A 25,240-nucleotide genomic window follows, 5' to 3' on the forward strand; every position below is an offset into this window, starting at 1 on the left:
AATGCTTAGAGCTTCTTATAAATGTCGTCGAGGGTCAGGCCCTTGGCAATCATCATGACCTGCGCATGGTAGAAAAGCTGCGAGATCTCAAGAGCGAGATCGTCAAGAGTCTCGTATTCGGCAGCCATCCACACTTCGCCGGCTTCTTCGATGATCTTCTTTCCGATCGCATGGATGCCCTTGTCCAGTTCAGCAACAGTCCCAGAACCCTCGGGGCGGGTCTGAGCCTTTTCGGACAGTTCGGCAAAGAGATCTTCAAAAGTAGCCATGGTCTGACTTTACGACGCCTCGGACAACAAATGAAACCCTATCCGCCTAGCGGACAGCCTTATTCGTTCACATACTCGTTAGTAGCAGCCAAAGAAGCATCGGGCTTCTGAGAGACGATACCCGGCACAGAACCCAAGAACTCTGCCATCATCTCCCAGCGATCAAGATCCTGCATCGCCACAGCCGGGCCACCAGCGTTCATCATCAGAGGAATTGTCGCCTGAAGCACTGCCATCGCATTGGACTTCGAGGTCTCGTCGCTGAGAGTCTCATCCCACGCCATCGTGACGTCAAGGGCATGGTCGGGATCATCAATCACCGAGTTAATACCAGCAGTTGTTGCGCTGACAACCGCTGACGCAAGTTCAGGGTTTGCCTCAGCCCACTGACGGGTCGTGATGATCGACGCCGCGACAAGAGGCGTCTGCGATTCCAAACTAATGGCTCTGACATCCATGCCCGACTGAAGCATCTGAACCAGGTCATTATTCGCAAAACCGAGGACAGCATCCACTTCACCTTGAGCAAGAGCAGCTCGTTGCGTGTAGCCGATCGACGCAATCTCGACATCCTTCTCGCTCAAGCCACCCTGGAAGATAGCCGAGAGGGTCGCATACCAGTTCGACCCATACTCACCGGGAATACCGATGCTGTGTCCTTTAAGGTCCGACAGAGTGTGGATCTCAGAATCCGCTGGAACAATCACAACGCCGGGGTACTGACGGTAATAGGTACCAATCGACACCAGATCCATTCCGGAATCACGCGCCACCATTGCCTCGTCACCCGAAGCAATCACAACATCTTCTTCACCGGAAATGAGGGCCGTAAACAGTCCCTCATCGGAACCGTGGTGACGAATTGTCACATCTAACCCAGCATTCGAATACATACTGTCATCATGGGCGACATACACGGGAGAGAACTGCACATTCGGAATATAAGTCAGACCAACTGTCACTGCGTTTGACGCCGACGCACCGGACTCAGCGGTCGAAGGCTCGGGAGCACATGCTCCCACACATGTAACGCCGAATAGGGCGAAAGCCGCGATAGATGCGCGAAGACGAACAGACATGGGGAACCACTTTCATTGCGAGATCATGTAACGATGCGAGCGCTCAATGCGATACACGAGGATGTATATCGCTGTTGCCATCACACACAAGAGCCCAATCGTGACGAACATTCCTGCCGTATCAACGTTTGAACGTGCCTGTGTAAGAACCTGCCCCAAGCCATTGCCACCCATTACCATTTCGCCAACAACTGCGCCAGTCACCGAAAGAGTAAAACCGTTGCGGACACCGCCGAGGACTGCGGGGGCTGCAAGAGGAAGCTCTATCGAAATCGCCATCGTTAAGCCCGATGCTCCATCCAACTGGGCGGCCTCGAGAATGTCAGAATCGAGATGCCGTAGACCCACCACCGTAGAGACGAGAATCGGGAAGAAAACGAGAAGCGCACAGAGTGCAGTGATCGACCAAAAACCGTAGCCGATCCACAAGACAAGAAGTGGTGCGAGAGCAATAGCAGGAAGCGCCTGCGTAGCTCCAAGGAAGGGTTCGACCGCAGCACTGACAAGTGGCGAACGATAGATGAGATACGCCAGCGGCAATGCGACAAGGGCGCCAAGAACGGACCCCGCAATCGCCTCCCCCGACGTCACAAGCGTTTTATTCCAGAACGACGACCCTACTGCAAGCGTCAATGCACGCTGCCACGTTTGTGCAGGCGACGGTAGACGCCACGTCTCGATGCCTGAAAAGGTTACGGTCACCCACCACATTCCAAGTAGGAAGAGCAGGAAGACGACAGGTGCAATGAGCGTCACCGTACGCGATGCGCGTTTGCGATGTGCCACGACCCTAGCCTTTCTGGCATCCGGGTGCGTCGCGAGGCAAGCAACACGGCACAGTACGTTCGCCTGCTTGACGCGCTCCTCCCATCCGGACTTTCACCGTCGGTATCGGAATTACACCGATTCAGCCACCTGATAGCAGGCGGGTCGCGGACTTTCACCGCCGGCTCGGACTTTCACCGACCCCGGAGCTTCCTCAATCATGCCACGAACGTGCCCAAAGCGCGAAACAAAAACCGGTGTGTGGTCTTACGAATAAAGACCACACACCGGTTGGAAACTCAACAATCAGTGGCAGTGATGCGATGCGAGCTCGCGAAGTGCTGCGACCTCTGCATACGCGTCTTCTGCACGGAACACAGCAGAGCCGGCAACAAAGTTGTCTGCGCCAGCTTCAGCTGCCAATTCGATGGTCTGACGAGAAACACCACCGTCAACTTGGATCGAAACCTCAAGACCAGAAGCATTGATCGCTTCGCGGGTACGGCGGATCTTCGGGATCATCGAGTCAATAAACGACTGACCGCCAAAGCCAGGTTCCACAGTCATCACGAGGATCATGTCGAACTCCGACAGGATGTCGACGAACGGAGCGATATCGGTTGCGGGACGAAGCGCCAGACCGACCTTTGAGCCGATGCTGTGGAGCTCGCGTGCAAGGCGGAGCGGAGCTGCCGCAGCTTCAGCGTGGAACGTGACTGAATGGCAACCAGCTTCCGCATATGCGGGCGCCCAACGATCGGGGTCTTCGATCATCAGGTGCGCATCAACCGGAAGGATCTTCGAGGCGATGACGGACTCGACGACGGGCAGGCCCCACGACAAGTTCGGAACAAAATGGTTGTCCATCACGTCAACGTGAGCAACGTCCGCGCCGGAAATCTTCGTGAGTTCGCCACGCAGATCGCCGATATCGCAGTTAAGAATCGAAGGAGAAATAGTTGGTTTCATGGTCCCTATGATACGTGGCGATTAGCGCGCTGATGTGGGCTTTTCGACCTTTTTCATCGCTGCAATGAACATCAAATCCGTACCGTTACGGTGTTCCCACAGTTGGAGTGTGCGACCGGGGTATTTCTTGATACGACCAGCAGGGTCTGGGACGTTTAAAGGCTCCGGTGCATGTCCTTCGCCAAGTGCAACTGTATCGAGAAGCTCTACCTTCCCAGTTTTCAGTAGCTTCTCCACCTGAGCAAGCGTTTCGTCGACGTGCGGAGAGCAGGTGATATACGTCAGGATTCCACCTTCGCGAACAAGTTCGAGACCGCGCGTCAAGAGTGCCGCCTGCAAATCGACGAGGTCGCCTACATCTGCTTGCGTGCGCCTCCATCGTGATTCGGGGCGACGCCTCATTGATCCCATGCCTGAGCAGGGAGCATCAATCACAACTCGGTCGAAGCTTCCAAGAGACCACTGACTCTTGCTCCCACCGAAGGTACGACCATCGGACGAGACGACCTCAACGTTGTCAAGCTGGCGACACGCGCGTTCTACGAGGCGAGCACGGTGAGGATGGACCTCGTTCGCAATCAGTGTGGCTCCTTGAAGAGCGCCGATCGATGCGAGCATCGATGCTTTGCCGCCCGGGCCTGCGCACAGGTCAAGCCAGCAATCGTCTTTGCCTTCAATCGGGGCGGTAGCCGCGATCATTGCGCCGAGCTGAGAACCTTCATCTTGGACCCCGGCGCGCCCTGAGCGGATCGAATCGAGACTACCCGGATCACCGTGTTCGAGAAGAACCGCGCAATCACTGACATCGCCTGGAGCGACGCGAGTTCCCAACACTGATTCAGCTTCTTCAGCCAGATCGATTGCTGCGATAAGACCTGGGCGAGCAACGAGAGTCACCAGCGGGGGCCGGTTATCGCCGGTTAGCAGATCATCTAATTCGCTAGCCTCGAAGCCATGCCCAATCAGAGCGTCTTCGAAGGCATCGACCATCCAACGCGGATGTGAAAACTCAATGGAGCGACGTTCGTTCGCATCACTGATCTGGGCGATTGCATCTTCGATTGCTCCAGGAGCTTCACGCGTGATTGAACGCAAAACCGCATTCACCATTCGCGTTGGTCCCTCGGTCAGGTAGTGGCGAGCGAGATCAACGGTGGAAGCAACTGCCGCATGGTCGGCAACGCGCATATTCAGAAGCTGATGAGCTCCCATACGCAGGAGGACTCGAACAGGGGTATCGACCTTATCGATGGGCCTGGTCAGATAGCGTCCCAAAACCCAGTCGAGACGTCCCTGGGCTCGCAGGCTTCCATTGACAAGTTCAGAGGTAAATGCAGCGTCGCGAGAGTCTAGGCGCTCATGTGAACGCGCATCACGCAACGCCTTCGTTAGAGCGATGTTGGCAAAGGCATCTTCAGTTTCAACTGCCATGAGCACGTCAAAAGCAATGCGCCTAGGCGTATCGACATCCTGAAGCTTGCGATATCCATCGGAGTAACGACGGGTTGCCATCAGTTTTCCTCCATCGTGCCAAGCACTGTGTCTTCTGAAAGCCGGGCTCCCCTAGCCCATGCGGCAGCATCCATCCAACCTTTACCTGCCGGAGCAACCTGTCCAAGACGAACGATTCCGTCCTGGCAACCGACTTCAACGCTCTTCTTCGTTACTCGAATATGACCGGGTTCAAGATCATCGCCCTCTACGACCGTTACCGCGGCCAGTTTCAATCGCTTTGAGTCTGGAAGAAGCGTCCACGCGCCCGGGTTGGGGCTAAGACCAAGAATCTGTCGATCCGTCGCCTGAGCAGACGAACGAAAATCGACAAACCCGTCGCTGGAGCTCAGTTGACGTGCGTGGCTTGCCCGCGGATCATCTTCGTTTTGAGGCACAGCTTGTGCGGTTCCATTCGCAATCGAGTCAACAACATCCACAACTTGTGGAGCGCCGAGAATTGCCATGCGTTCAAGTAATTCGCCCGCTGTTTCATGCTTGATGTCGACCGGAATCGAGGAGTAAACAGGACCGGTATCAAGGCCTTTTTCGAGTTGGAAAACACTGGATGCCGTAGTGGTATCTCCGCTGATCAGTGCCCATTGCACGGGAGCAGCACCGCGCCACCGCGGAAGAGGCGAGAAGTGGAGATTGATCCACCCATGAGTAGGCATTTCAAGAACAGACTGAGGAATGAGTGCACCGTATGCGACAACGACACCGAGATCGGGGCGTAGCGACTCGACGTGATTGCGTACTTTAGGGTCTTTAAACGAAGACGCTTCAATCACAGGTAGATCGTGCCCACGTGCGAACTCTGCGACTGGACTGGGGTGTAGCGTGCGTCCACGACCTACTCTGGCAGGTGGACGGGTAATGACACCGACGACCTCATGAGTAGATTCGACAAGACGCTCAAGCGTCGGGATAGCGGGAGCTGGAGTTCCAGCGAAAACGATACGCACGAGGATCAGTCTAACGAACGAAAGGAATCGCTTTAGAAAAGCTCTGGCGGATTGACCGTGATCTTCACGGTAGGGAGTTTGTGGGCACTGCGATATTGTAGGAGCTTCTTCAGTTTGACTAAGACTTCGGGAAGCTGGTCACGTTCAACGCTGACCAAGGAGCGCACAATAGGTAACGTCCCTTCCTTCACCGCCTGATACGTGTACTCGCCCAAGAGTTCGCCGCCGGAGGACTCGGCGACTCCGAGAGAGTCTTTGCGTTGTCCGTCGATCGCGATCACGGTTTTTGCAGGGAAGAATCCGTTGGCTTTGCGGTCTTCAAGCAGATCGTGAGCAAATGAAACAGGGTTATAGCGGATAAGAGCCTGTGCCATGGAAGGCGTGATGCCACCACAAATGAGGGCACTTGCCTCGGGGCGAGCGAGTGCCAACGCGTTGAACCACCGGCGCATTGCTTCTTGAGGTGCCCAGAGTTCTGGTCGACCAGCAATCGCTTGGGCATCCAAGATCACCACAGCGTGATACCCACCTTCAGCCAGCGGTTCACTACCGGGGGTTGCGACGACAAGCTGTGGTTTATGACTGATCGTGCGGGTCAAGGCATTGCTTGATGATGAAACCAAGACTGACGCCGTCGGCATTGCGCGGGCGAGCTCTTCTCCCGTTCGTTCAGAGCCGATGCGTGCGTGTCGTAACCGCGTTCCTGCGCACGTTGGGCACTGCCATTCCGATGTGGGTCGGTGACACCATGAACACGAAATGGTGTCCTGGTCTGATTTCTCCAGTGGCCCGTGACAATGATGGCAACGCGCAACACTCCTGCATTGGGAGCATGAAACGACAGGAACATATCCAGCATGAGCGACCTGAACTAACACTGGGCCGGTGGCAAGTCCCGTGCGGATAGTGGCGAGGGCAGCTGAGGGAATGCGCATTGCTCCACTGGGGCCTTCCCTCTCGATGTAATCATCATCAACAACGCGGACGGTTGGGACAAGTGCGCGTTTCTTTGGACCATCTTCCATTAAGGAAACGGCCCAACCGGATTCAACAAGTGCTTGTGCTTTAACAGAACGCGAGAAAGAGGCGATGAGAAGCGAACAGTGTTCTTCGGCGCATCGTGCCATTGCGATGTCAAGCGCATCCGCACGCGGTGCTCGCTGTTCGACAAGACGATCATCGCTGTCATCCCAAATGACAATGAGACCGAGATTCTTCAACGGCGTCCAGATACTTGAACGAGTACCGACGACGATGCCAAGTTCACCTGCCATCGCTTGGAGGTGTATCAGATATCGGTCTTCCGCTGATGTCTGCGTTGTCATCAGTGCAGCTGGAACCCCGAGGCGGGTCTGGATCAGTCTATACAGCTGCGATGCCTGCCAGTGTGTGGGCGCGACTATGATGGCTCCACGGTGTGCGACGGCGTTGGCCTGAATACAGTCCACAAGGCGCTCATCACGCGTTGGACCCAAAGCTGTCCAGACGCTACGAACTGGATTAGCGTGAGATAGGTGAGCAAGAAGCGTACATCCCACGGGATTGTCGTGCCAGGCTCCCCCATCTGCATCAGTGTCTACATTCCACTCAAGCTGTTGACTTTCGCCCTGTGCTAAGAATGATTTTTCGGCACCCACATGACGCTGTGGAAGCGCAAGCGAGAGTGCTTGTGAGAGCGTTGCTACCTGGCGGTCTGCGATCTTCCGAGCCACTTTCGCAATCGAAGGCGAAAGGACGGGCAGGCGCGAGATAACTCTATCGATCGGACTTAAACGATGTTCGGGAACCTCGGTTCTGACGCTGAGAACCCAACCTGTAACGCTTCTTCCGGCAAGATGAACCTTTACGGCAACGCCTGGAACAACAGCATCGGCAAGCTCTTGTCCGATTGCATAATCCAGCGGGCGATCAAGGTGTGGGACATCAACATCCACGCACACGCTGGCAATAGCCTGCGCAGTGACGACCCGCTCTAGGCCAAAAAGAACGCCACTGTTACCTTGAATATCCATGGCTCTATTGCACCATGAGCCATGGAGGAATTGAACTGCACATCGGTTAGCCGAGCAGAGCTACTCCGTACCTGGCTACGACCATCGCGATCAGGATGAACAGCAACAATCCCCAGAACGACCAGTCATAACCCAAGGCCACACTGCGTTTCAACCACGCAGGCGCCGGAAGAACACCTTCGCGGATATTAATCCGTGTCAAACCCGCAAAGACAAGGGTTGTTGTCACGGTGATCGCCAAACACCACGGGCAAAGCACATGGATCACGAAATAGGACTGGCTGAAGAGCCAGTACGCGAAGAACAATGCGATTGTGTACAGCACATTTGCACACGCCATGTACCAGCGGGCAAACTTCACTCCGCTAAACAAAGCAACCGAAATGACAAGAACAACCGCTTCGAAAAAGATTCCTAGGAATGCGTTCGGGAAACCCAAGATACGAGCTTGAGGCGTCTGCGCCACCGTGGAACATGACAGGACCGACGAGACATCACAAGCGAATGTCTTCGCTGAATCGGTAGCTAACTGCCATGCTTCAATCGAAAGGACGAAAGAAGCGTAAAGCCCAATCAGCCCAGAAATGATCATTTCTACTGTTGTTCGTCGTCGCCATTTCAAGTCAAATGACGAATCGGTAGAGGCGACCTCGTCAATCAGAGCAGAGGTAGCGGTCATCAGATCACACTCAACAATTCGTCGACTCGGTTCGTTTCTTCCCATGGGAAGCCCGGACGACCAAAATGGCCGTAGGAAGACGTGGCAGCGTAAATCGGACGCAGCAGATCCAAGTCAGCGATCATGCCGGCCGGGCGCAAGTCAAAAACAGTCTCGATGGCGCGTGCAATCTGCTGGCCACTCGCATTGCCGGTACCAAATGTTTCAACGTAGAGACCGACAGGATGAGCGCGGCCAATCGCGTAGGCAAGCTGAATCTCGCACTTGGAAGCGAGGCCGGCTGCAACAACATTCTTCGCCACCCAGCGCGCAGCGTACGTGGCGCTACGGTCAACCTTCGATGGGTCTTTACCGGAGAACGCTCCACCGCCGTGACGTGCCATACCGCCGTAGGTGTCCACGATAATCTTTCGCCCGGTTACGCCTGCATCGCCAGCGGGGCCACCGATGACGAAGCGTCCGGAGGGATTGACGAGGATCTTCATATCAGCTGTGTCGAGATCGAGACCGGCGTCGCGAAGAACCGGGTCAATCACGTGTGCCACAATCAGGTCGCGCAAATCTAACTGGTTCAGAGCCTCATCGTGCTGAGTAGAAACGAGAACCGAATCAATACCAACCGGCTTGCCGTCCTCGTACGCCAATGTGACTTGAGTCTTCCCATCGGGACGCAGACCGGTGACGATTTCGTCATGGCGGACGTCAGCCAGGCGCTTCGACAGCTTGTGCGCCAGCCAAATCGGGGCAGGCATCAGATCGGGTGTATCAGCGCAGGCATAACCAAACATGATTCCCTGGTCGCCAGCACCCTGGCTATCACGGGCATCGCTTGCGCTACCTTCACGCTCTTCAAGCGCGTGGTTTACTCCCCCGGCAATATCAGGGCTTTGCTGTCCAATTGAAATCGATACGCCACACGAGGCACCGTCAAAGCCCACTCGTGAAGAGTTGTAGCCAATTTTCAGAATTTCATCACGAACAATCTGAGGAATCTCAACGTAGGCCTCGGTTGTTACCTCACCGGCAACATGCACGAGTCCCGTGGTCACCATCGTCTCAACCGCGACACGAGAATGCGGGTCTTTTTCCAAAAGAGCATCAAGAATTGAATCCGAAATTCGGTCACAGACCTTATCCGGATGACCTTCGGTCACGGATTCTGACGTAAAGAGCTGTCGATTAGAAGTCACTCGCCAATAGTAGCGAGTCTCTGAGCGATTGTTGTGGTCAGAAAGTCCGCAACGCGAGCTTTCGAGCCAGAGACTTCACCGACAAGCTCGCCTTTCGAGTCGACGATCGTGACGTGGTTGTCGACGTCACCAAAACCGAAACCATCACCCACGCGGTTAATCGCGAGGAAGTCAGCGCCCTTACGACGTGCCTTCTCTTTGCCATAGGCAAGCACTGTGTCGGCCTGACCTGTTTCAGCGGCAAATCCGACGACCACCGAGGGCCTTGAATCACTGTGGGCGACGGTGGCAAGAATATCCGTCGTACGTTCCAATTCAATGGTGGGAACGTCTGAAGAATCATCCGTCTTCTTGATCTTCGCATCAGCAACGCTGGTGGGACGAAAATCGGCGATTGCCGCGCACATCACCAGCGCGTCTGCGCCATCACGCTGAGCCTGAACCGCGAGTTCAACATCGTGAGCCGTGGGGGCGAAGGAAACGTTAATCGAAGGTTCAAGATTGTCCAGCAGTGACTTTTCAACGTTCGATGCGATCAGGTGTACTATCGCGCCCATTCGAGCTGATGATCGAGCAATCTCGACGCCTTGGCGTCCCGACGAACGGTTGCCAATGAAACGCACCGGATCCAGTGGTTCTTGAGTTCCGCCTGCGGTCACGACAATATGTCGTCCGAAAAGCACCTGTTCGTTGGAAGAGAACGAAGTCGGCGCTGACGCGAGAGTATCGAGGCACACACGAGCAATTTCTTCAGGTTCAGGGAGCCTACCAACTCCATGATCTCCGGATCCAAGCGCACCGGACGCTGGATCGATGATGGTTATTCCACGCTGGCGTAGAACGGCAACGTTATCTTGAGTGGCAGCGTTATCCCACATCGCTGTGTGCATTGCCGGGCTGAGAACAACCGGGCAACGAGATGCCAATACGGTGGTCGTCAAAAGATCATTCGCAAAGCCGGCGCGAATGCGTGCCATCACGTCCGCTGTAGCAGGCGCGATAATAATCAAATCAGCGATACGAGCAAGCTCCACGTGGTCAGAGCCTGGGTGATCGGTGAGCCCGGTGTGAACCGGGTGACCAGTCAGGCCTTCCCACGTTGCTTTTCCAACAAACTCTAAAGAGGCAGGTGTTGGAACAACACGAACATCGCATCGAGCGCGAATCAGCTCACGTACAAGAATCGCCGCCTTGTAGGCGGCGATTCCAGCGCTGACCCCGACGATCACCGTGGGGCGCATACGCGTCAGGCTTTCTGCTCGGTTTCGACCGAGATCATGCCATTATTGATCTCACGAAGTGCGATACCTAGAGGCTTCTCGTCGGGTTCAACATCGACAACGGGTCCAACGAACTGAATCATGTTCTGTTCAAGCTGAAGGTTGTAGGAGTTGATCTGACGTGCGCGACGAGCGGCAACGATCACGAGAGCGTACTTCGAATCGACGTGCTCAAGCAGATCATCGATCGGTGGCGACGTGATGCCTTGGGGCTGTGCGACGATTCCGGCCATGCGGTCCTCCTGGATTCAAACGTGGCCATTTGGCCACACTGGGGGCTAGTTTACTCCAGCCCCATAAGGTGAGCCAGTTCAGTAACGGCGTCGTCGAGGTCGTCATTCGTCACAGTTACGTCGAATTCTGACTCTGCGGCCATCTCAACCTTCGCAGTTTGAAGACGACGCGCGCGTTCTTCCTCGTCTTCGGTTCCGCGACCGACAAGGCGCCTCACAAGCTCATCCCACGACGGAGGTGCAAGGAAAACGAAGAGCGCATCGGGACGCGTTTTCATCACCTGACGGGCACCATCAAGGTCAATCTCGAGCAGGACAGCTTTACCCGCTTTCAAGGCCTCGTCGACAGGTGGCGCAGGCGTGCCGTAGCGATGAACCCCGTGGACTGTCGCCCATTCGAGCATCAATCCCGATTCGACAAGCGCGTCAAATTCTTCATCTGTCTTGAACAGATAATGAACGCCATCAACTTCACCCGGTCTGGGCGAACGAGTCGTCGCAGAGACGGAAACAACCAGTTCCGGGTGACGTTCACGAAGAGCTTGAACGACGCTCCCCTTACCTACAGCAGTGGGACCGGCAAGCACAGTCAGTCGTGGTTTATCCATGCTGACAATCGTGCCACCTTTACCTGTTACTAGCCGAATCGCTCGATCAGAGCCTGAGCCTGAACGTGCCCAAGACCCCTGACACGACGTGATTGAGCAATACCGTACTCATCCATCAATGCGGCAGCCGTTGTGACTCCAACGCGCGGCATTGACTCAAGCAGAGAGACAACGCGCATCTTGGCGATTGACTCGTCCTTTTTGGCAAGGTTGAGAACCTCTGAAAGCGTGATTTCGCGATTCTTCAGACGCGCTTTGATATCCGCGCGCACGCGACGTGCTGCAGTTGCTTTTTCTAGAGCCTGAGCACGTTGTTCAGGTGTCAGATGAGGTAGCGCCATTGCCTCCCACTCCTTCACAGATTGTGACTGTTACAGGCGATTTTATCGTGTTAACAGGGCTTTTGTGTGAAGAAAATGGGAAGCAATATTCACTCAGCTAATTCTCCGACCGCTTGAGCATATGCCTGTTGAAGGCCCAGAGCATCGGGGCCTTTGACCAAAATCGCTCGAGATGACGACGCGAGCACGTTCAAAGCTGCTTGGCCGAACACCTCGTCCAGTTCCTTCGGTCCGGCACCTTGAGCTCCCACCCCGGGGGCAAGAATTGTGCCATTGAAGGCATCAAAAGAAATGCCCAGGCGATGCGGAGCATCCCCAACGGTCGCGCCCACAACAATTCCTGCAGGACCCATATGCTCAAAGTCGAACGTCGCATTGAAATCGGACAGTGCTTGAACGACTCCCCCAGCAACCGATTGCCCCTCGGAGTTCACACAATGTTGAACCGAAGCACCCTGGGGGTTCGATGTCAGAGCAAGAACGAACACTCCCCTGCCTGTCTCTTTTGCCATTTCAAGCGCCGGGGTAAGCGAGCCAACACCCAAATACGGTGAAAGAGTCACAGCATCGCCAGCCAGCGGAGAGCCATCAGCCAGATACGCATCGGCGTAACCGTTCATAGTTGAACCAATGTCACCACGTTTAGCGTCCACGATGCACAAGGAACCCGCATTTCGACAGGCGTCAATGACTTCTTCCAATACGCCGACGCCGTGTGATCCAAAACGTTCGAAGAAGGCTGACTGCGGTTTGAATGCCCCAACTCTGCCTCCCAACGCTTCAACAACGCCCAGAGAAAACCTACGCAACCCGTCAATCGAATGATCTAAGCCCCACTGGTCAAGCAGACTGGGGTGCGGGTCAATCCCAACGCACACAGGCCCATGCTCAGCCATTGCGTCGGCAAGACGATCACCGAAACCTCGCATGGTCATCGTTCATTCTCCTTTCGAAGCGCATCCCATTCCTGCAATGATCGCACGTGATACGCACCGTGAGTACGCACCTCAATCGCTTGAACAAGCGCGTTAAACGCCTGGAGCGTCGTCACAATCGTTTTGTCGTGGGTCATTGCAGCGGTACGAATCTGATAGCCGTCGTGGCGGTTATCGCTCTTCTGCGGAGTATTCACAACGATGTCGATCATCCCATCGTTAATCAGATCAACGATGGTGGGCTCACCTTCATTGCCTCGTCCCTCAGAGCGCTTGCGAACACCCTGGGCCTCGATCCCGTTTCGGCGCAACACCGAAGCTGTACCCGTTGTTGCCAGAATCGTAAAACCAAGGTCCCGCATTCGAGCCGCAGGGAACACGATCGCACGCTTGTCCGTATCCGCAATCGAAATGAAGACCGTACCTTTGGTCGGCAGTTTTCCGATCGCACCGGATTGCGACTTCGCGAATGCCGTCGGGAAGTTGTGATCGATACCCATGACCTCGCCCGTCGAGCGCATCTCAGGCCCGAGGATCGTATCCACGACCAATCCCTGAGCTGTACGGAAGCGCTTGAATGGCAGAACAACCTGCTTCACTGCAATCGAGGCACCATCACGGATCTCGCGTGCATCCGTGAGCGGAAGAATGCCACGCTCACGCAACGATGCGATCGAGTCGCCCACCTGGATCAAAGATGCTGCCTTCGCCAAAGGTACGCCCGTCGCCTTCGAAGCAAACGGCACCGTACGAGAAGCACGAGGATTCGCCTCAATCACGTACAGGACATCGGACAAGAGGGCGAACTGGATATTGATCAGGCCACGCACCCCCACCTCACGTGCAATCGCTTCGGTCGATGCAGCAATCCGATGAAGCTGGCTGGACGACAGAGTCATCGGTGGCAACACGCACGCCGAGTCACCGGAGTGAATACCGGCCTCTTCAATGTGCTCCATAATGGCGCCCATAAACAATTCATTACCGTCATACAGCGCGTCCACGTCAATTTCGATCGCCGCATCCAAGAAACGGTCAATCAACAGTGGACCGCGTGAGAACAGCGCGCCAATATCCGGCCTATCGAGATAGCGATCGAGCGCGGCCTCGTCGTTCACGATTTCCATGCCACGACCACCCAAGACAAAGCTGGGGCGCAGAAGCACCGGATATCCAACGCGCTCAGCAACCTCGCGAACCTGCGAGACCATATGAGCCGTATCGTGCGCCGGAGCCGGGCAACCGGCAATCGCCAGCACCTTAGCGAACTCTTCACGGTCTTCAGCCACATCGATCGACGACGGCGACGTGCCAAGAATCGGCACACCCGCAGCCTCAAGATCACGCGCAAGCGACAGCGGAGTCTGACCACCCAACTGAACAATGACACCCTTGAGTGGACCGGCCGCGCTTTCTGTCCGGTAGATCTCGAGCACATCCTCAAGCGTCAGGGGCTCAAAATAGAGGCGATCCGAAATGTCGTAGTCAGTCGACACGGTTTCTGGGTTGCAGTTCACCATGATTGTGTCGTAGCGCTCGCGCAGGCTCATCGCTGCGTGCACGCACGAATAATCGAACTCAATGCCCTGGCCGATACGGTTCGGCCCAGCACCCAGAATGATGACTGCTTCGCGCTCGCGGGGCGCAACCTCGTTCTCGAAGTCGTAGCTCGAGTAGTGGTACGGAGTCTTCGCCGCAAACTCTGCCGAGCATGTATCCACCGTCTTGAAGACGGGGTGAATCTCGAAAGCACCTCGTACTTCTCGCACGCTCGTCTCCGACAGGCCTCGAATATCACCAATCTGACGGTCGGAGAAGCCGTGACGTTTCGCAAGACTCAGTACCTCGCGGTTGAGCGCGGGAGCTTGAGCGATTTCACGAGCAATCTCGTCAAGCAAGTAGAACTGGTCAAGGAACCAGGGGTCGATCTTCGTCGACTCGAAGAGCTCGTCGAGCGTCGCACCTCCACGGATTGCGTCCATGACCTGCACAAAGCGCTGTTCGGTGCCTCGTGCAGCCTGAGCGACAAGTGCTTTTGTCTCTTCTGCGGTGGGACGAGGCCGCGCCCACGAGAATTGAACTCCCGACTTGTCGATGGAGCGCAACGCTTTTTGAAACGCCTCCGTGAAGTTGCGCCCGATTGCCATGGCCTCGCCGACTGCTTTCATTGAGGTCGACAGCGTGGGGTCAGCTTCCGGGAACTTTTCGAAGGTGAATCGCGGAACCTTCACCACGACGTAGTCCAGCGTGGGCTCGAAAGAGGCAGGCGTGGAGCCCGTGATGTCGTTCGGGATTTCGTCGAGCGTGTAACCGGTGGCGAGGCGCGCTGCGATCTTCGCAATCGGGAAGCCCGTCGCCTTGGATGCCAGTGCGGATGAACGCGATACACGCGGGTTCATTTCGATGACGATGATGCGACCGGTCTTCGGATCCAGAGCAAACTGAATATTACAGCCACCGGTATCCACACCGACCTTACGGATCACCGCAATGCCGATATCGCGCAGGCGCTGCAACTCGCGGTCAGTGAGCGTCAATGCGGGTGCAACGGTCACCGAGTCACCCGTGTGAACACCCACCGGGTCAATGTTTTCGATCGAACAGACGACAACGACGTTATCCGCCTTGTCTCGCATGAGCTCGAGCTCGTATTCCTTCCACCCGAGGATGGATTCTTCGAGCAAAACCTCGGTGGTGATCGACGCCGCGAGTCCCTGGCCTGCGATGCGTTCGAGATCTTCGGGGGTATAGGCGAAGCCTGAACCCAACCCGCCCATCGTGAACGAGGGACGTACAACCAGCGGGTAGCCGAGTTGAGCTGCCGCTTCGTGGCATTCTTCCATCGTGTGAGCGATATAGGAACGTGCGACTTCGGCGCCACACGTCTCAACGATCTCCTTGAAGATCTCACGGTCTTCGCCCGCGTTAATCGCCTCGATGGACGCGCCGATCAGCTCAACGTTGTACTTTTCGAGAATGCCAGCTTCGTTCAGCGCAACTGCAGTGTTCAGTGCAGTTTGACCACCCAGCGTCGGAAGCAGAGCGTCCGGCCGTTCCTTTTCGATAATCGACGCAACGACTTCGGGGGTAATCGGTTCAACGTACGTGGCGTCGGCGATCTCCGGATCGGTCATAATCGTGGCCGGGTTGGAGTTCACGAGGATAACGCGCAGGCCTTCTTCTTTGAGAACACGGCATGCCTGCGTACCCGAATAGTCGAATTCGCACGCTTGACCAATAACGATCGGACCGGACCCGATAACAAGGACGGACTGCAAATCTTGGCGCTTAGGCATCAGTTCGCCTCCTTCGAAGCCAGAATCATGGATACAAAACGATCGAAGAGGTGCTCACCATCGTGAGGACCAGCCGCCGCTTCGGGGTGGTATTGAACCGAGAAAGCGGGGATATCACATGCCCGTAGGCCTTCCACAACCCCATCGTTTAGACCAATGTGGCTGACTTCGACCTTTCCATAGCGGCCATCGTCGAACGGTGCGACCGAGGGAGCCCCAACGGGGGCGTCCACTGCGAAACCGTGGTTGTGGGCGGTGATTTCAACGCGACCGGTCGCCAGATCCTTCACCGGCTGGTTGACACCTCGGTGACCGAATTCAAGCTTGTAGGTTCCATACCCCAGAGCACGACCGAACAGCTGGTGTCCGAAGCAAATGCCGAAGTACGGGAGCCCAGCATCCAGGACCGCACGTAGTAGCTCAATTTCGTGGTCAGCAGACGCGGGGTCACCCGGCCCATTCGAGAAGAAAACTCCATCGGGGTTCAGAGCCTGAATATCCGCGAAGCTCACGGTGTTGGGAACAACATGAACCTCGACCCCTCTTTGTGCAAGCTGCTCCGGTGTGCGCGATTTGATGCCCAAATCCACGGCCACCACGCGACATACCGGTTCGCCTTCGCCTTTAACAACGTAGGTGTCTTTTGTCGAGACATCGGATGCTAAGGCTGCGCCGGCCATCATCGGTTGATCAACGACAATACGTACCAGAGCATCGCGCACCTGGTTATTCAGGTGCTCAGCGCCTGCGGGAAGCGCACCACCGGAGAAGATTCCAGCGCGCATCGCGCCGTGGGAGCGAATGTGGCGTGTGATAGCGCGAGTATCAACACCACTAATTCCCACGATCCCCTGCTCAATGAGCTCTTCATCAAGGGTGCGCTTCGATCGCCAGTTTGATGCTCGACGTGCAGGCTCACGCACAACGAAGCCGGCAACCCAGATCTGCTTGGACTCAGGATCTTCATCGTTAACACCGGTATTACCGATGTGAGGTGCCGTCATCACAACGATCTGGCGGTGATATGAAGGATCTGTGAGCGTCTCTTGGTATCCGGTCATGCCTGTGGAAAAGACAATCTCACCCAGTGTGCGACCGCGTTTGCCCCAGGCGCATCCGGGGAATACCGTGCCATCTTCAAGGACGAGCAGTGCGAGTTCTGATTGGATCATTGCCGGTCCGCCTTTTCAATCGGCATTCCACCCAGCACGGTTGCCTCACCGGCGTACAGCGTGTACAGAACCTGGCCGGGCAACTCCATCCCGCGGTACGGCGAATTGGTTGAGCGCGTGAACTGCTGGGCGGGATCCACTTTCCGGCGCACGCTCGGATCAACCAGAGTGATATTGGCCAGAGCGCCCACCACAAGGCCCTGTCCTTGAGTGGCAACCTTGCCGATCTGCGCAGGCGTTATCGACATCACTCGAGCAATGTCGGCCCACGTCATGCGGCCGGTGTTCACCATCGTTTCGATCAGGATCGGCAATGCAGTTTCCAGACCGGTCATGCCGAACGCGCCCGCCTGCCACTCACAGTCCTTGTCTTCCAGCGGATGCGGAGCATGGTCGGTTCCCACAACGTCGATCGTGCCATCGGCGAGGCCCTCGCGGACTGCCTCCACGTCTTCGCGAGTGCGAAGTGGCGGGTTGACCTTGTAGAGCGGATTGTAAGTCGCGGCCATTTCCTCAGTGAGGAGCAGGTGGTGCGGAGTTACTTCTGCCGTCACGTCAACGCCCATGCGCTTGCCCCAGCGGATCAGATCTACCGATCCAGCAGTCGAAAGGTGGCACACGTGGAGGCGCGAACCGACGTGCTTTGCCAGCAAAATGTCACGGGCAATGATCGCCTCTTCAGCGACGGGAGGCCAACCGGCCAAACCAAGTTCGCCAGACAGTGGCGATTCATTCATCTGCGCACCATCAGTCAACTCCGGATCCTGCGAGTGTTGTGCAACGACACCACCGAAAGTCTTCACATATTCGAGGGCACGACGCATGAGAACCGGATCCGACACGCACTTGCCATCATCAGAAAAGACGCGCACCTGAGAGCGGGAATGTGCCATCGCACCCATCGACGACAGGTGCTTGCCAGCGAGACCTTGAGTCACGGCACCGACCGGGCGAACATCAACCCATCCCAGGTCGTGACCGATCTGCCACACCTGATCGACAACCGATGCACTATCGGCAACCGGGGTCGTATTCGCCATCGCGTGAACGGCTGTGTAGCCACCCACCGCCGCAGCGCGCGTGCCGGTTTCGATCGTTTCAGCGTCTTCACGCCCGGGTTCACGCAGGTGCGTGTGCATATCGACGAGGCCGGGAAGCGCGATCAGACCGTCGGCATCAATATGCCGGGCATTGGCGGCATCATCCTTTGCTTCGTCACCGATAGCAACAATGACGCCGTCACGGACCAGGATGTCGCTGGATTGGTCTCCCAAAATCGATGCGCCGGAAATGAACCAAGTTTTCGAGGTGTTTTCAGTCATTGGTGTTTCCTTCCGCGGCAAGAAGCAGGTAAAGGGCAGCCATACGAACGCTGACGCCATTGGAAACTTGTTCGACGACAACGGAGCGCTTTGAGTCAGCTGCCTCCGCGCTCATTTCAAGGCCTCGGTTCATCGGGCCGGGGTGCATCACGATGCATTCGGGGTTGAGAGCGTTGAAACGCTGATTATCGAGGCCGTATGCGGTGTGATATTCGCCCGGTGACGGGAAGAATCCGCCACCGGCAGTGCTCATGCGCTCGCGCTGGACGCGTAGCATCATCACGGCGTCGAGGTCAGTGGCGAGAGCCTTATCGAAGTCGTATTCAATATTGCAGGTCCAGTTTTCAACGCCCACGGGAAGCAACGTAGGAGGCGCGACCAACGTGACGTGGGCGCCCAGCAGAGTCAGAAGATCAACGTTGGACCTCGCAACTCGCGAGTGGAGAACATCGCCGACGATTACGACGCGCGCGCCTTTGAGATCGGTGCCCGGTGCCAGCGGTTCAACGTCGGGGTCTGAGGGGTTGCGTTTGTAGTGGCGACGCAGGGTCATGGCATCAAGGAGCGCCTGAGTCGGGTGCTGGTGAGTACCATCGCCCGCGTTCAGCACTGGCAGGTTCATCCAACCAGCGTGTGCAAGGCGGTGAGCCGCTCCGGAAGAAGAGTGGCGGACAACCACCGCGTCGGCGCCCATGGCTTGGAGGGTGAGAGCCGTGTCTTTGAGCGATTCGCCTTTGGAGACCGACGATCCTTTAGCGGAGAAATTAATAACGTCTGCCGAGAGGCGCTTTGCAGCAGCCTCAAACGACAGACGTGTACGGGTTGAATCCTCGAAGAACAGATTGACAACAGTGCGACCGTGAAGTGTTGGTAGTTTCTTCACTCGACGTGACTGCGTTGCCGCCATCTGTTCAGCCGTGTCGAGAAGCAAGAGGGCATCGCGATATTCGAGGTCACGAATGGAAATGAGGTGGTTCAAGGACATCAGTTGTTCCTCTCAATCAGAACGCAGTCTTCGCCATCAGTTTCATTCAGCCAAATAGACACTGACTCATCACGAGCGGTGGGGAGATTCTTGCCCACGTAGTCGGGGCGAATAGGCAGTTCACGGTGGCCTCGGTCAACGAGAACTGCGAGTTGGACTGCCTTCGGGCGGCCGATCGATGTCAGCGCATCGAGAGCAGCCTTGATGGTGCGTCCCGTGTACAGTACATCGTCGACCAGAATGACGGTACGTCCGTCGATGCCATCGGCCGGCACAAATGATTCCTTAGGCTCGCGAAGGGGCTGAGAGGAAAGGTCATCCCGGAACATTGTCGTGTCGATGATGGCAAGTTGCGCGCGCCTGCCACCGACCTCGTTGATCTTTTCGACTAAGCGCTTGGAAAGGGTCGCGCCACGAGTCGGGATTCCCGCGACGACCAGCGTCTGCTCTTCGCCATTTCTTTCAATAATCTCAAACGCGATTCGCGTGAGTGAACGGGCAATGTCATCGGCATCTAAAACCTGCCGTGCAGAGCTGCCCCGCTCTGCGTGTGGGTGCACTGATCCCATCAGTGAATCTCCTTCCCCGCCTCACAGGACGGAATTTAAAGGAACGCTTCACCTACAAGTGTAGTGCTCAACCCCGCGGATCTGTCTAGGTGACGGCGTGCTGATCATCACCGATGTTTGCCGAGCAAGCAGGCGGTTTTCTTCCACAGCACACCAGCCCGACTCCCCTATTCACACCGGGCTGGAGAAGCAATGAGAGGGGGAATCGGGCTGGATGATGGGGGTGGCTCAGGCATTCAGCTCATGGACTGCTTCCACGATGCCGTCAACGGTGATGCCATTCATTTCGAGGAGCTCCTCGTAGGTTGCGCTTTGACCGAACTGATCCTGGATGCCGATCTGGCGGACGCGCGCACCACCCTCGCGGGCAACAACCTGCGAAACGCCAGCACCGAGGCCATGCATGATCGTGTGGTCTTCAACCGTGACAATTGCACCGGTTGCGACGCAGTTCCTGACCTCGTCCTCATCGAGAGGCTTGATCGTGTGCATATCGACGAGGCGCACGGACAGGCCTTCACCTTCAAGCTTCTGTGCTGCTTCAATCGCCAGACGAACCGTGTCGCCGTTCGCAATGATCGCAACGTCGGTGCCTTCGTTCAGCACCTTTGCCTTGCCGATCTCGAATTCCTCATCTTCACCGTAGATTGACGGCACTGCGTCGCGGGTGAAGCGCAGGAACATCGGGCCTTCCCAATCCGCGGCAGCACGAACGAGCTTGCGGGTTGAGTTGTAGTCGGCGGGCATCACAACGGTCATGCCGGGCAGGCCACGCATGGCACCCATGTCTTCGATCGCCTGATGGGAGCCACCATCGTTGCCCGGGGTCAGGCCGCCGTGCGAGCAAGCGATCTTGACGTTGAGCTTCGGGTAGCAGATCGACTGGCGGATCTGCTCGCCCATGCGCAGGGAGCCGAAGACGGCATACGTGACAACGAAGGGAATCTTGCCCGAGGTTGCCAGACCTGCTGCGAGACCGGCACCGTTCTGTTCGGCAATACCAACGTTCACGTGTTGGTTGGGCAGAACCTTCGAGAATGCCGTGGTCTGGCAGGACTTCGCGATGTCGCAGTCAACAACGTAAATCTCAGGGTGCGCCTTACCAAGTTCAACGATTTCATCGCCGAAAGCATTACGAGTAGGAGCCTTTTCGTCGTAGTTCACTGACACCTTCATCAGTTCAGTCCCTTCTCAAGTTCGGCCATAGCCTGTTCGAACTCTTCCTTACTCGGTGCCTTGCCGTGCCACACGGCCTGATCTTCCATGTAGGACACGCCCTTGCCCTTGATCGTCTTGATGACAAGGCCCTTCGGCTTGCCATTCTTGTGCTCGCGGAACGTGTCGAATGCCTGTGAGATCGCATCCATGTCGTGACCATCAATTTCGACTGCTTCGTATCCGAATGCTTCGAGCTTCTTCACGAAGTCAAGGTTTGGGCTGACCTCGTCGCAGCGACCGTCAATCTGCAGGTTGTTGTCATCAATGATGACGGTGAAATTGTCTAGATGGTAGGTGTGGGCACACTGGATTGCTTCCCAGACCTGGCCTTCCTGCGTCTCGCCATCACCAAGGAGGGTGTAGGTCCGGGAATCACGTCCATCACGCTTCTGCGCAAGAGCCATGCCGACTGCTGCCGAAATGCCCTGACCGAGAGAGCCGGTTGAAATTTCGACACCGGGACACTTTTTCGAATCCGGGTGTCCCTGGAATGGTGACCCCTTCTTACGCAGTGTGTGGATCGTCTCCATGGGAACGAATCCAGTGATAGCGAGTGCCGAGTAAAGCACGGGAGCAACGTGGCCCTTGGAAAGAACGAAGCGATCTCGGTCTTCCCACTTCGGGTTCTTCGAGTCATAACGCATTTCGCGAAAGTACAGGTTAGCGACAACGTCAGCAGCCGAGAGAGAACCGCCAGGGTGACCGGACTGGGCCTCGTAAACCATCTGAACGGAAGTCTTGCGAAGCTCCTTCGCCCGTTCCTTGAGTTCTTCGGTGGTGATGTTTTGCACCATGATTCTATTCTTTCTTCGGTGAAAGGGAGTGAGACGAGTCGGGTAAAACCGCCGGTTAGACCCGACCCAAAAGATGGAGTGCTTACGCTGGGATGAACATCAAGCCAGGCAGGTAAGCAACGGCGAGGACGAACAGGATAATGAGGGCGTAGAAGAGCACGAGCTCTCTGGTGACCTTGTTGATACCCACTCGACCGATACCGGCTGAAATGTAGAGCGTCGTTCCGACTGGTGGAGTGTAGAGGCCCATAGCGAGCGCGCAGACCATCAGGATGCCGAGGTGAACTGTTCCCATTCCAATGGCGCTTGCCAGTGGCATCAGGACCGGAGTGAGCAGGAGGATGGCGGGAGCCATATCCAAGAACATACCGGTGATAATCAGGATGATGATGATGAACAGAACGATCAGCGGGTAGGAATCCGTGGTCGACAACAACGTGGTTGCGAGCTTCTGCGGGGCTTCCTGAATCGTCAGCAGCCAGGACAGTGCAGCGGAGAACATGATCAGGATCATGACGACGGCGGTCGAAGCGGCGGACTCTGCAATCGAACGAACGAAGGACTTCCAGGTGAGGTCGCGGTACATCGTCGTGCGAATCAGGATTGCGTAAACAGCTGCCAGAACCGAAACCTCAGTGACGGTTGCAGTACCGGTGAACAGGAAGATGCGGATCAGGACAACCGGAATCAGGATGGCCGGTGTGGCGATCAAAAGATCGACGGCGAGCTTCTTCGCAGTCAGCTTTGCCTTCACACGCGGGTAGTTGTGCTTCCACGCAATGAACCAGCAGCCGAACATCAGGCATAGAGCCATCACGATGCCGGGCATGAGGCCTGCGTTGAAGACCGATGCGACAGAGGCGCCAGACGCTGCGGAAAACAGGATCATCGGGATTGACGGCGGGATGATAACGCCAAGAACTGATGAGGATGCGTTCACGGCTGCGGCGTACTCTGCCGGGTAGCCGAGGCGCTTTGTCCACGGGATCATGACTTTACCAAGGCCGGTAGCGTCAGCGACTGCCGAACCAGAAACACCGGCGAAGACAGCGTTGGTCAGAACGGATGTCATGCCGACACCGCCACGGAAACGGCCAACGAGGCGCGTTGCAAGACCGATCACCTGGGCACCGAGCCTGCCGGAGAACAGCAGGTCAGCGGTCAAGATGAAGAACGGGATTGCAAGCATTGAGTAGTCGGTTGCACCTGCGAAGGACTGTTGCGACAGTGCTTCCATCGGTAGCGAGCCAATTGCGAACAAGCCTGCAACGGATCCTGCAATAACCGAGAAGGCAACCGGAACGCCACATAAAAGTAGGGCGATGAAAACGAGGATCGCGATACCAACCTCAAGCATTGGTGGCCTCCTTCTTCACTGAACCGGCCTCGGATTGCATCTCGATTGAGCGCAGCGCACCGTCACGATGGAAGAACCAGGCTCGAACGAATGCTTGGATTGAAAGTGCAGCGGTCATGACGATGAATGCCGAGAAGCTACCGATCTGGGGCCAGCCCATGATCGGGGTAATCTGAGCGGTCATCGGGCCTGCCATGTAGGCGCCAAGGTAGGTTATGTACGCCATGAGGATGCCAACGAATACCCAGATACAAACCGAGGCATGCTGGAAGGCTTTGCCGGAGAGCTTCTCAAGAAAGAAGTTGACTCCAACGTGGGCCATCTGTGCCTGCGCGACAACGGCGCCAGCGCAGATCAACCAGGGAAGAAAGTAGCTTGGTCCTTCAGACGCCAACTCGATAGACGAATTGAAGACGTATCGCATGATGACCGACAGAGTCACAAGTACCAGCATGATCACTGTCAGAACGACAGCTACCCACGTACCAACCTTCAGGAAGATTGCGTTAATGGGATCTGTTGCTTCCAGTGGCTCATCGAGGACTGCTTGAGTATCAAGCCTTGCTATGTCCTCTTCGGTAATCACTGTTTTGATCTCGGGTTCAACCGAGTTCGGAGTTTGGGATTCACTCATTGAAAATCACTCCCCTCCTTCTGCGTACTGCGAACGATGAGCGTCAGCAGCTTCGGTGATCGTGGTGTAGAACTCCGGGAACTTTGCCTGCCACTGGACGTAAACAGGCTTCGTTGCGTCTCGGAACGCGGTCTTGTCCGGGTGAGTGACCGTCAGGCTCTGTTCAAACTCGGCGTAGATTTCCTTAGTCTGAGTGGTCATTTCCTGACGCTGAGAATCGCGGGCCTCGTCAGCGGCTTCCTGAATGATCTGTTGCTGTTCAGGGGTCAGTCGTTCCCAACGAGTCGTCGACATGACGAAAGGGTTGGTTTCATACTTGTGACCGGTGACTGCTAGGTGGGGCTGAACCTCATCGAGCTTGGAGCTCTTGATGTTGACAACCGGGTTTTCTTGTCCGTCGACGGCACCCGTACGAAGAGCCAGGTAGAGTTCGCCGAAGGCCATTGGTGTCGGGTTTGCCTTGAGTTCATTGAAGATCGAGATCGTCATCGTGTCATCGGGTGTACGAATCTTCAGACCTTCAACGTCTTCGGGGCTGTTGATCTCGTGCTTTGAGTTCGTCAGGTCACGCATGCCGTTATCCCAGAAACCAAGCAGGTGAAAGCCGTGTTCTTCTGCTTGATCAGCCAGGTATCCTTCGATCGATTCATCATCGATAACGGAGTAGGCATGCTCGGAGCTCTCGAACAGGAAGGGAAGACCAATCAATGCTGCTTCGGGAACGTAGGTCGCAAACGGTCCCTGAGAGTTGATCGTCATATCGAGTGTGCCGGCGGCAACCGAGACCATCATTTCGGAGTCCGAGCCCACGGTTTCCTGACCGAGAATCTGAATATCGATCGTGTTGTGCGACTTCTCTTCAACCAGCTGTTCAAAAAGAAGTGCGGCGTTTGAGCGCGGATTACCGGGAGCTGCACCGTGACCGAGAATGATACGGATCGCGTCGGTGTGACGAGGTCCGGAACCTCCAGCACAACCGGCAAGTAATGCAGCGACGGCAACAGTGGCAGCGATGCCACTCACCATGTTTCGTCGTTGAAACATATGTCGTCTCCTTTGACGTGCAGATGGGAAAGA

24 protein-coding genes and 1 riboswitch are annotated in these 25,240 nt (G+C 56.1%); all 24 genes read right to left on the reverse strand.

From position 1 onward, the window contains the following. Positions 1-5 precede the first annotated feature (5 nt). Positions 6-269, reverse strand: a complete 264-nt coding sequence (locus QP109_RS01955; protein ID WP_006681010.1) for a phosphoribosyl-ATP diphosphatase — start codon at positions 267-269, stop codon at positions 6-8. Positions 270-328: 59 nt separating this feature from the next. Continuing rightward, positions 329-1,348 carry an ABC transporter substrate-binding protein gene (locus tag QP109_RS01960; protein WP_101628164.1) on the reverse strand — a complete coding sequence of 340 codons (1,020 nt, stop codon included), beginning with the start codon at positions 1,346-1,348 and terminating at the stop codon, positions 329-331. Between the two features lie 12 nt (positions 1,349-1,360). Then, positions 1,361-2,134 (reverse strand): ABC transporter permease, encoded by a 774-nt coding sequence (locus QP109_RS01965; protein WP_195224360.1) that lies wholly within the window; start codon positions 2,132-2,134, stop codon positions 1,361-1,363. Between the two features lie 69 nt (positions 2,135-2,203). Further along, positions 2,204-2,328, reverse strand: a riboswitch (FMN riboswitch). Positions 2,329-2,419: 91 nt separating this feature from the next. After that, positions 2,420-3,082 carry a ribulose-phosphate 3-epimerase gene (gene rpe, locus QP109_RS01970; RefSeq protein ID WP_101628166.1) on the reverse strand — a complete coding sequence of 221 codons (663 nt, stop codon included), beginning with the start codon at positions 3,080-3,082 and terminating at the stop codon, positions 2,420-2,422. A 21-nt stretch (positions 3,083-3,103) separates the two neighbouring features. After that, positions 3,104-4,594: a transcription antitermination factor NusB gene (locus QP109_RS01975; protein ID WP_285022982.1), complete on the reverse strand. Its 1,491-nt coding sequence runs from the start codon at positions 4,592-4,594 to the stop codon at positions 3,104-3,106. Then, positions 4,594-5,538: a methionyl-tRNA formyltransferase gene (fmt, locus tag QP109_RS01980; RefSeq protein ID WP_285022984.1), complete on the reverse strand. Its 945-nt coding sequence runs from the start codon at positions 5,536-5,538 to the stop codon at positions 4,594-4,596. Before fmt ends, QP109_RS01975 begins: the two co-directional genes overlap by 1 nt. Before the next feature lie 32 nt (positions 5,539-5,570). Further along, positions 5,571-7,550 (reverse strand): primosomal protein N' family DNA-binding protein, encoded by a 1,980-nt coding sequence (locus tag QP109_RS01985; RefSeq protein ID WP_285022986.1) that lies wholly within the window; start codon positions 7,548-7,550, stop codon positions 5,571-5,573. 46 nt (positions 7,551-7,596) lie between these two features. Beyond that, positions 7,597-8,142 carry a vitamin K epoxide reductase family protein gene (locus QP109_RS01990; RefSeq protein WP_502929267.1) on the reverse strand — a complete coding sequence of 182 codons (546 nt, stop codon included), beginning with the start codon at positions 8,140-8,142 and terminating at the stop codon, positions 7,597-7,599. Positions 8,143-8,228: 86 nt separating this feature from the next. Continuing rightward, positions 8,229-9,419 carry a methionine adenosyltransferase gene (gene metK, locus QP109_RS01995; RefSeq protein ID WP_285022989.1) on the reverse strand — a complete coding sequence of 397 codons (1,191 nt, stop codon included), beginning with the start codon at positions 9,417-9,419 and terminating at the stop codon, positions 8,229-8,231. Continuing rightward, a complete protein-coding gene (coaBC, locus tag QP109_RS02000) occupies positions 9,416-10,660 on the reverse strand; it encodes a bifunctional phosphopantothenoylcysteine decarboxylase/phosphopantothenate--cysteine ligase CoaBC (RefSeq protein ID WP_285022991.1) in 1,245 nt (414 codons plus the stop codon). The genes metK and coaBC overlap by 4 nt, the downstream gene beginning before the upstream one ends. 5 nt (positions 10,661-10,665) lie before the next feature. Next, complete coding sequence (gene rpoZ / locus QP109_RS02005) at positions 10,666-10,932, reverse strand: DNA-directed RNA polymerase subunit omega (protein ID WP_101628173.1); 267 nt, start codon at positions 10,930-10,932, stop codon at positions 10,666-10,668. A gap of 50 nt (positions 10,933-10,982) precedes the next feature. After that, on the reverse strand, positions 10,983-11,540 hold the full coding sequence (gmk, locus tag QP109_RS02010; RefSeq protein WP_285022995.1) for a guanylate kinase: 558 nt from the start codon (positions 11,538-11,540) through the stop codon (positions 10,983-10,985). A 29-nt stretch (positions 11,541-11,569) separates the two neighbouring features. Then, positions 11,570-11,881, reverse strand: coding sequence for an integration host factor, actinobacterial type (gene mihF, locus QP109_RS02015; protein ID WP_101628175.1), 312 nt, complete (start codon positions 11,879-11,881; stop codon positions 11,570-11,572). 89 nt (positions 11,882-11,970) lie between these two features. Then, positions 11,971-12,816: an orotidine-5'-phosphate decarboxylase gene (gene pyrF / locus QP109_RS02020; protein WP_285022998.1), complete on the reverse strand. Its 846-nt coding sequence runs from the start codon at positions 12,814-12,816 to the stop codon at positions 11,971-11,973. Beyond that, the gene (gene carB / locus QP109_RS02025; protein ID WP_285023000.1) at positions 12,813-16,112 is read right to left on the reverse strand and encodes a carbamoyl-phosphate synthase large subunit; all 3,300 of its coding nucleotides are present in this window, start codon (positions 16,110-16,112) and stop codon (positions 12,813-12,815) included. Before carB ends, pyrF begins: the two co-directional genes overlap by 4 nt. Continuing rightward, positions 16,112-17,284: a glutamine-hydrolyzing carbamoyl-phosphate synthase small subunit gene (carA, locus tag QP109_RS02030; RefSeq protein ID WP_285023002.1), complete on the reverse strand. Its 1,173-nt coding sequence runs from the start codon at positions 17,282-17,284 to the stop codon at positions 16,112-16,114. The genes carB and carA overlap by 1 nt, the downstream gene beginning before the upstream one ends. Then, the gene (locus QP109_RS02035; protein WP_285023004.1) at positions 17,281-18,606 is read right to left on the reverse strand and encodes a dihydroorotase; all 1,326 of its coding nucleotides are present in this window, start codon (positions 18,604-18,606) and stop codon (positions 17,281-17,283) included. Before QP109_RS02035 ends, carA begins: the two co-directional genes overlap by 4 nt. Next, on the reverse strand, positions 18,599-19,591 hold the full coding sequence (locus QP109_RS02040) for an aspartate carbamoyltransferase catalytic subunit (RefSeq protein WP_285023006.1): 993 nt from the start codon (positions 19,589-19,591) through the stop codon (positions 18,599-18,601). The genes QP109_RS02035 and QP109_RS02040 overlap by 8 nt, the downstream gene beginning before the upstream one ends. After that, positions 19,591-20,160 carry a bifunctional pyr operon transcriptional regulator/uracil phosphoribosyltransferase PyrR gene (gene pyrR / locus QP109_RS02045; protein WP_285023008.1) on the reverse strand — a complete coding sequence of 190 codons (570 nt, stop codon included), beginning with the start codon at positions 20,158-20,160 and terminating at the stop codon, positions 19,591-19,593. Before pyrR ends, QP109_RS02040 begins: the two co-directional genes overlap by 1 nt. Before the next feature lie 228 nt (positions 20,161-20,388). Then, positions 20,389-21,336, reverse strand: a complete 948-nt coding sequence (locus QP109_RS02050) for a transketolase family protein (RefSeq protein WP_285023010.1) — start codon at positions 21,334-21,336, stop codon at positions 20,389-20,391. Beyond that, positions 21,336-22,172 (reverse strand): transketolase, encoded by an 837-nt coding sequence (locus QP109_RS02055; protein WP_285023012.1) that lies wholly within the window; start codon positions 22,170-22,172, stop codon positions 21,336-21,338. Before QP109_RS02055 ends, QP109_RS02050 begins: the two co-directional genes overlap by 1 nt. Before the next feature lie 82 nt (positions 22,173-22,254). Continuing rightward, complete coding sequence (locus tag QP109_RS02060; RefSeq protein WP_285023014.1) at positions 22,255-23,529, reverse strand: TRAP transporter large permease; 1,275 nt, start codon at positions 23,527-23,529, stop codon at positions 22,255-22,257. Further along, positions 23,522-24,163 (reverse strand): TRAP transporter small permease, encoded by a 642-nt coding sequence (locus QP109_RS02065; protein WP_285023016.1) that lies wholly within the window; start codon positions 24,161-24,163, stop codon positions 23,522-23,524. Before QP109_RS02065 ends, QP109_RS02060 begins: the two co-directional genes overlap by 8 nt. Positions 24,164-24,169: 6 nt before the next feature. After that, positions 24,170-25,207: a TRAP transporter substrate-binding protein gene (locus QP109_RS02070; protein WP_285023018.1), complete on the reverse strand. Its 1,038-nt coding sequence runs from the start codon at positions 25,205-25,207 to the stop codon at positions 24,170-24,172. Between the last annotated feature and the right edge of the window lie 33 nt (positions 25,208-25,240).

The organism is Pauljensenia sp. UMB9872, from assembly GCF_030212665.1.
Lineage (GTDB): Bacteria > Actinomycetota > Actinomycetes > Actinomycetales > Actinomycetaceae > Pauljensenia > Pauljensenia turicensis_B.

Excerpts from the sequence above, each read along its gene's own strand:
- QP109_RS01955 (WP_006681010.1), bottom strand. The coding sequence starts at position 269 with ATGGCTACTTTTGAAGATCTCTTTGCCGAACTGTCCGAAAAGGCTCAG.
- QP109_RS01960 (WP_101628164.1), bottom strand. The coding sequence starts at position 1,348 with ATGTCTGTTCGTCTTCGCGCATCTATCGCGGCTTTCGCCCTATTCGGC.
- rpe (WP_101628166.1), bottom strand. The coding sequence starts at position 3,082 with ATGAAACCAACTATTTCTCCTTCGATTCTTAACTGCGATATCGGCGAT.
- QP109_RS01975 (WP_285022982.1), bottom strand. The coding sequence starts at position 4,594 with ATGGCAACCCGTCGTTACTCCGATGGATATCGCAAGCTTCAGGATGTC.
- QP109_RS01985 (WP_285022986.1), bottom strand. The coding sequence starts at position 7,550 with ATGGATATTCAAGGTAACAGTGGCGTTCTTTTTGGCCTAGAGCGGGTC.
- QP109_RS01990 (WP_502929267.1), bottom strand. The coding sequence starts at position 8,142 with ATGATCATTTCTGGGCTGATTGGGCTTTACGCTTCTTTCGTCCTTTCG.
- coaBC (WP_285022991.1), bottom strand. The coding sequence starts at position 10,660 with ATGCGCCCCACGGTGATCGTCGGGGTCAGCGCTGGAATCGCCGCCTAC.
- rpoZ (WP_101628173.1), bottom strand. The coding sequence starts at position 10,932 with ATGGCCGGAATCGTCGCACAGCCCCAAGGCATCACGTCGCCACCGATC.
- gmk (WP_285022995.1), bottom strand. The coding sequence starts at position 11,540 with ATGGATAAACCACGACTGACTGTGCTTGCCGGTCCCACTGCTGTAGGT.
- mihF (WP_101628175.1), bottom strand. The coding sequence starts at position 11,881 with ATGGCGCTACCTCATCTGACACCTGAACAACGTGCTCAGGCTCTAGAA.
- pyrF (WP_285022998.1), bottom strand. The coding sequence starts at position 12,816 with ATGACCATGCGAGGTTTCGGTGATCGTCTTGCCGACGCAATGGCTGAG.
- carB (WP_285023000.1), bottom strand. The coding sequence starts at position 16,112 with ATGCCTAAGCGCCAAGATTTGCAGTCCGTCCTTGTTATCGGGTCCGGT.
- carA (WP_285023002.1), bottom strand. The coding sequence starts at position 17,284 with ATGATCCAATCAGAACTCGCACTGCTCGTCCTTGAAGATGGCACGGTA.
- QP109_RS02035 (WP_285023004.1), bottom strand. The coding sequence starts at position 18,606 with ATGACTGAAAACACCTCGAAAACTTGGTTCATTTCCGGCGCATCGATT.
- QP109_RS02040 (WP_285023006.1), bottom strand. The coding sequence starts at position 19,591 with ATGTCCTTGAACCACCTCATTTCCATTCGTGACCTCGAATATCGCGAT.
- pyrR (WP_285023008.1), bottom strand. The coding sequence starts at position 20,160 with ATGGGATCAGTGCACCCACACGCAGAGCGGGGCAGCTCTGCACGGCAG.
- QP109_RS02050 (WP_285023010.1), bottom strand. The coding sequence starts at position 21,336 with ATGAAGGTGTCAGTGAACTACGACGAAAAGGCTCCTACTCGTAATGCT.
- QP109_RS02055 (WP_285023012.1), bottom strand. The coding sequence starts at position 22,172 with ATGGTGCAAAACATCACCACCGAAGAACTCAAGGAACGGGCGAAGGAG.
- QP109_RS02060 (WP_285023014.1), bottom strand. The coding sequence starts at position 23,529 with ATGCTTGAGGTTGGTATCGCGATCCTCGTTTTCATCGCCCTACTTTTA.
- QP109_RS02065 (WP_285023016.1), bottom strand. The coding sequence starts at position 24,163 with ATGAGTGAATCCCAAACTCCGAACTCGGTTGAACCCGAGATCAAAACA.
- QP109_RS02070 (WP_285023018.1), bottom strand. The coding sequence starts at position 25,207 with ATGTTTCAACGACGAAACATGGTGAGTGGCATCGCTGCCACTGTTGCC.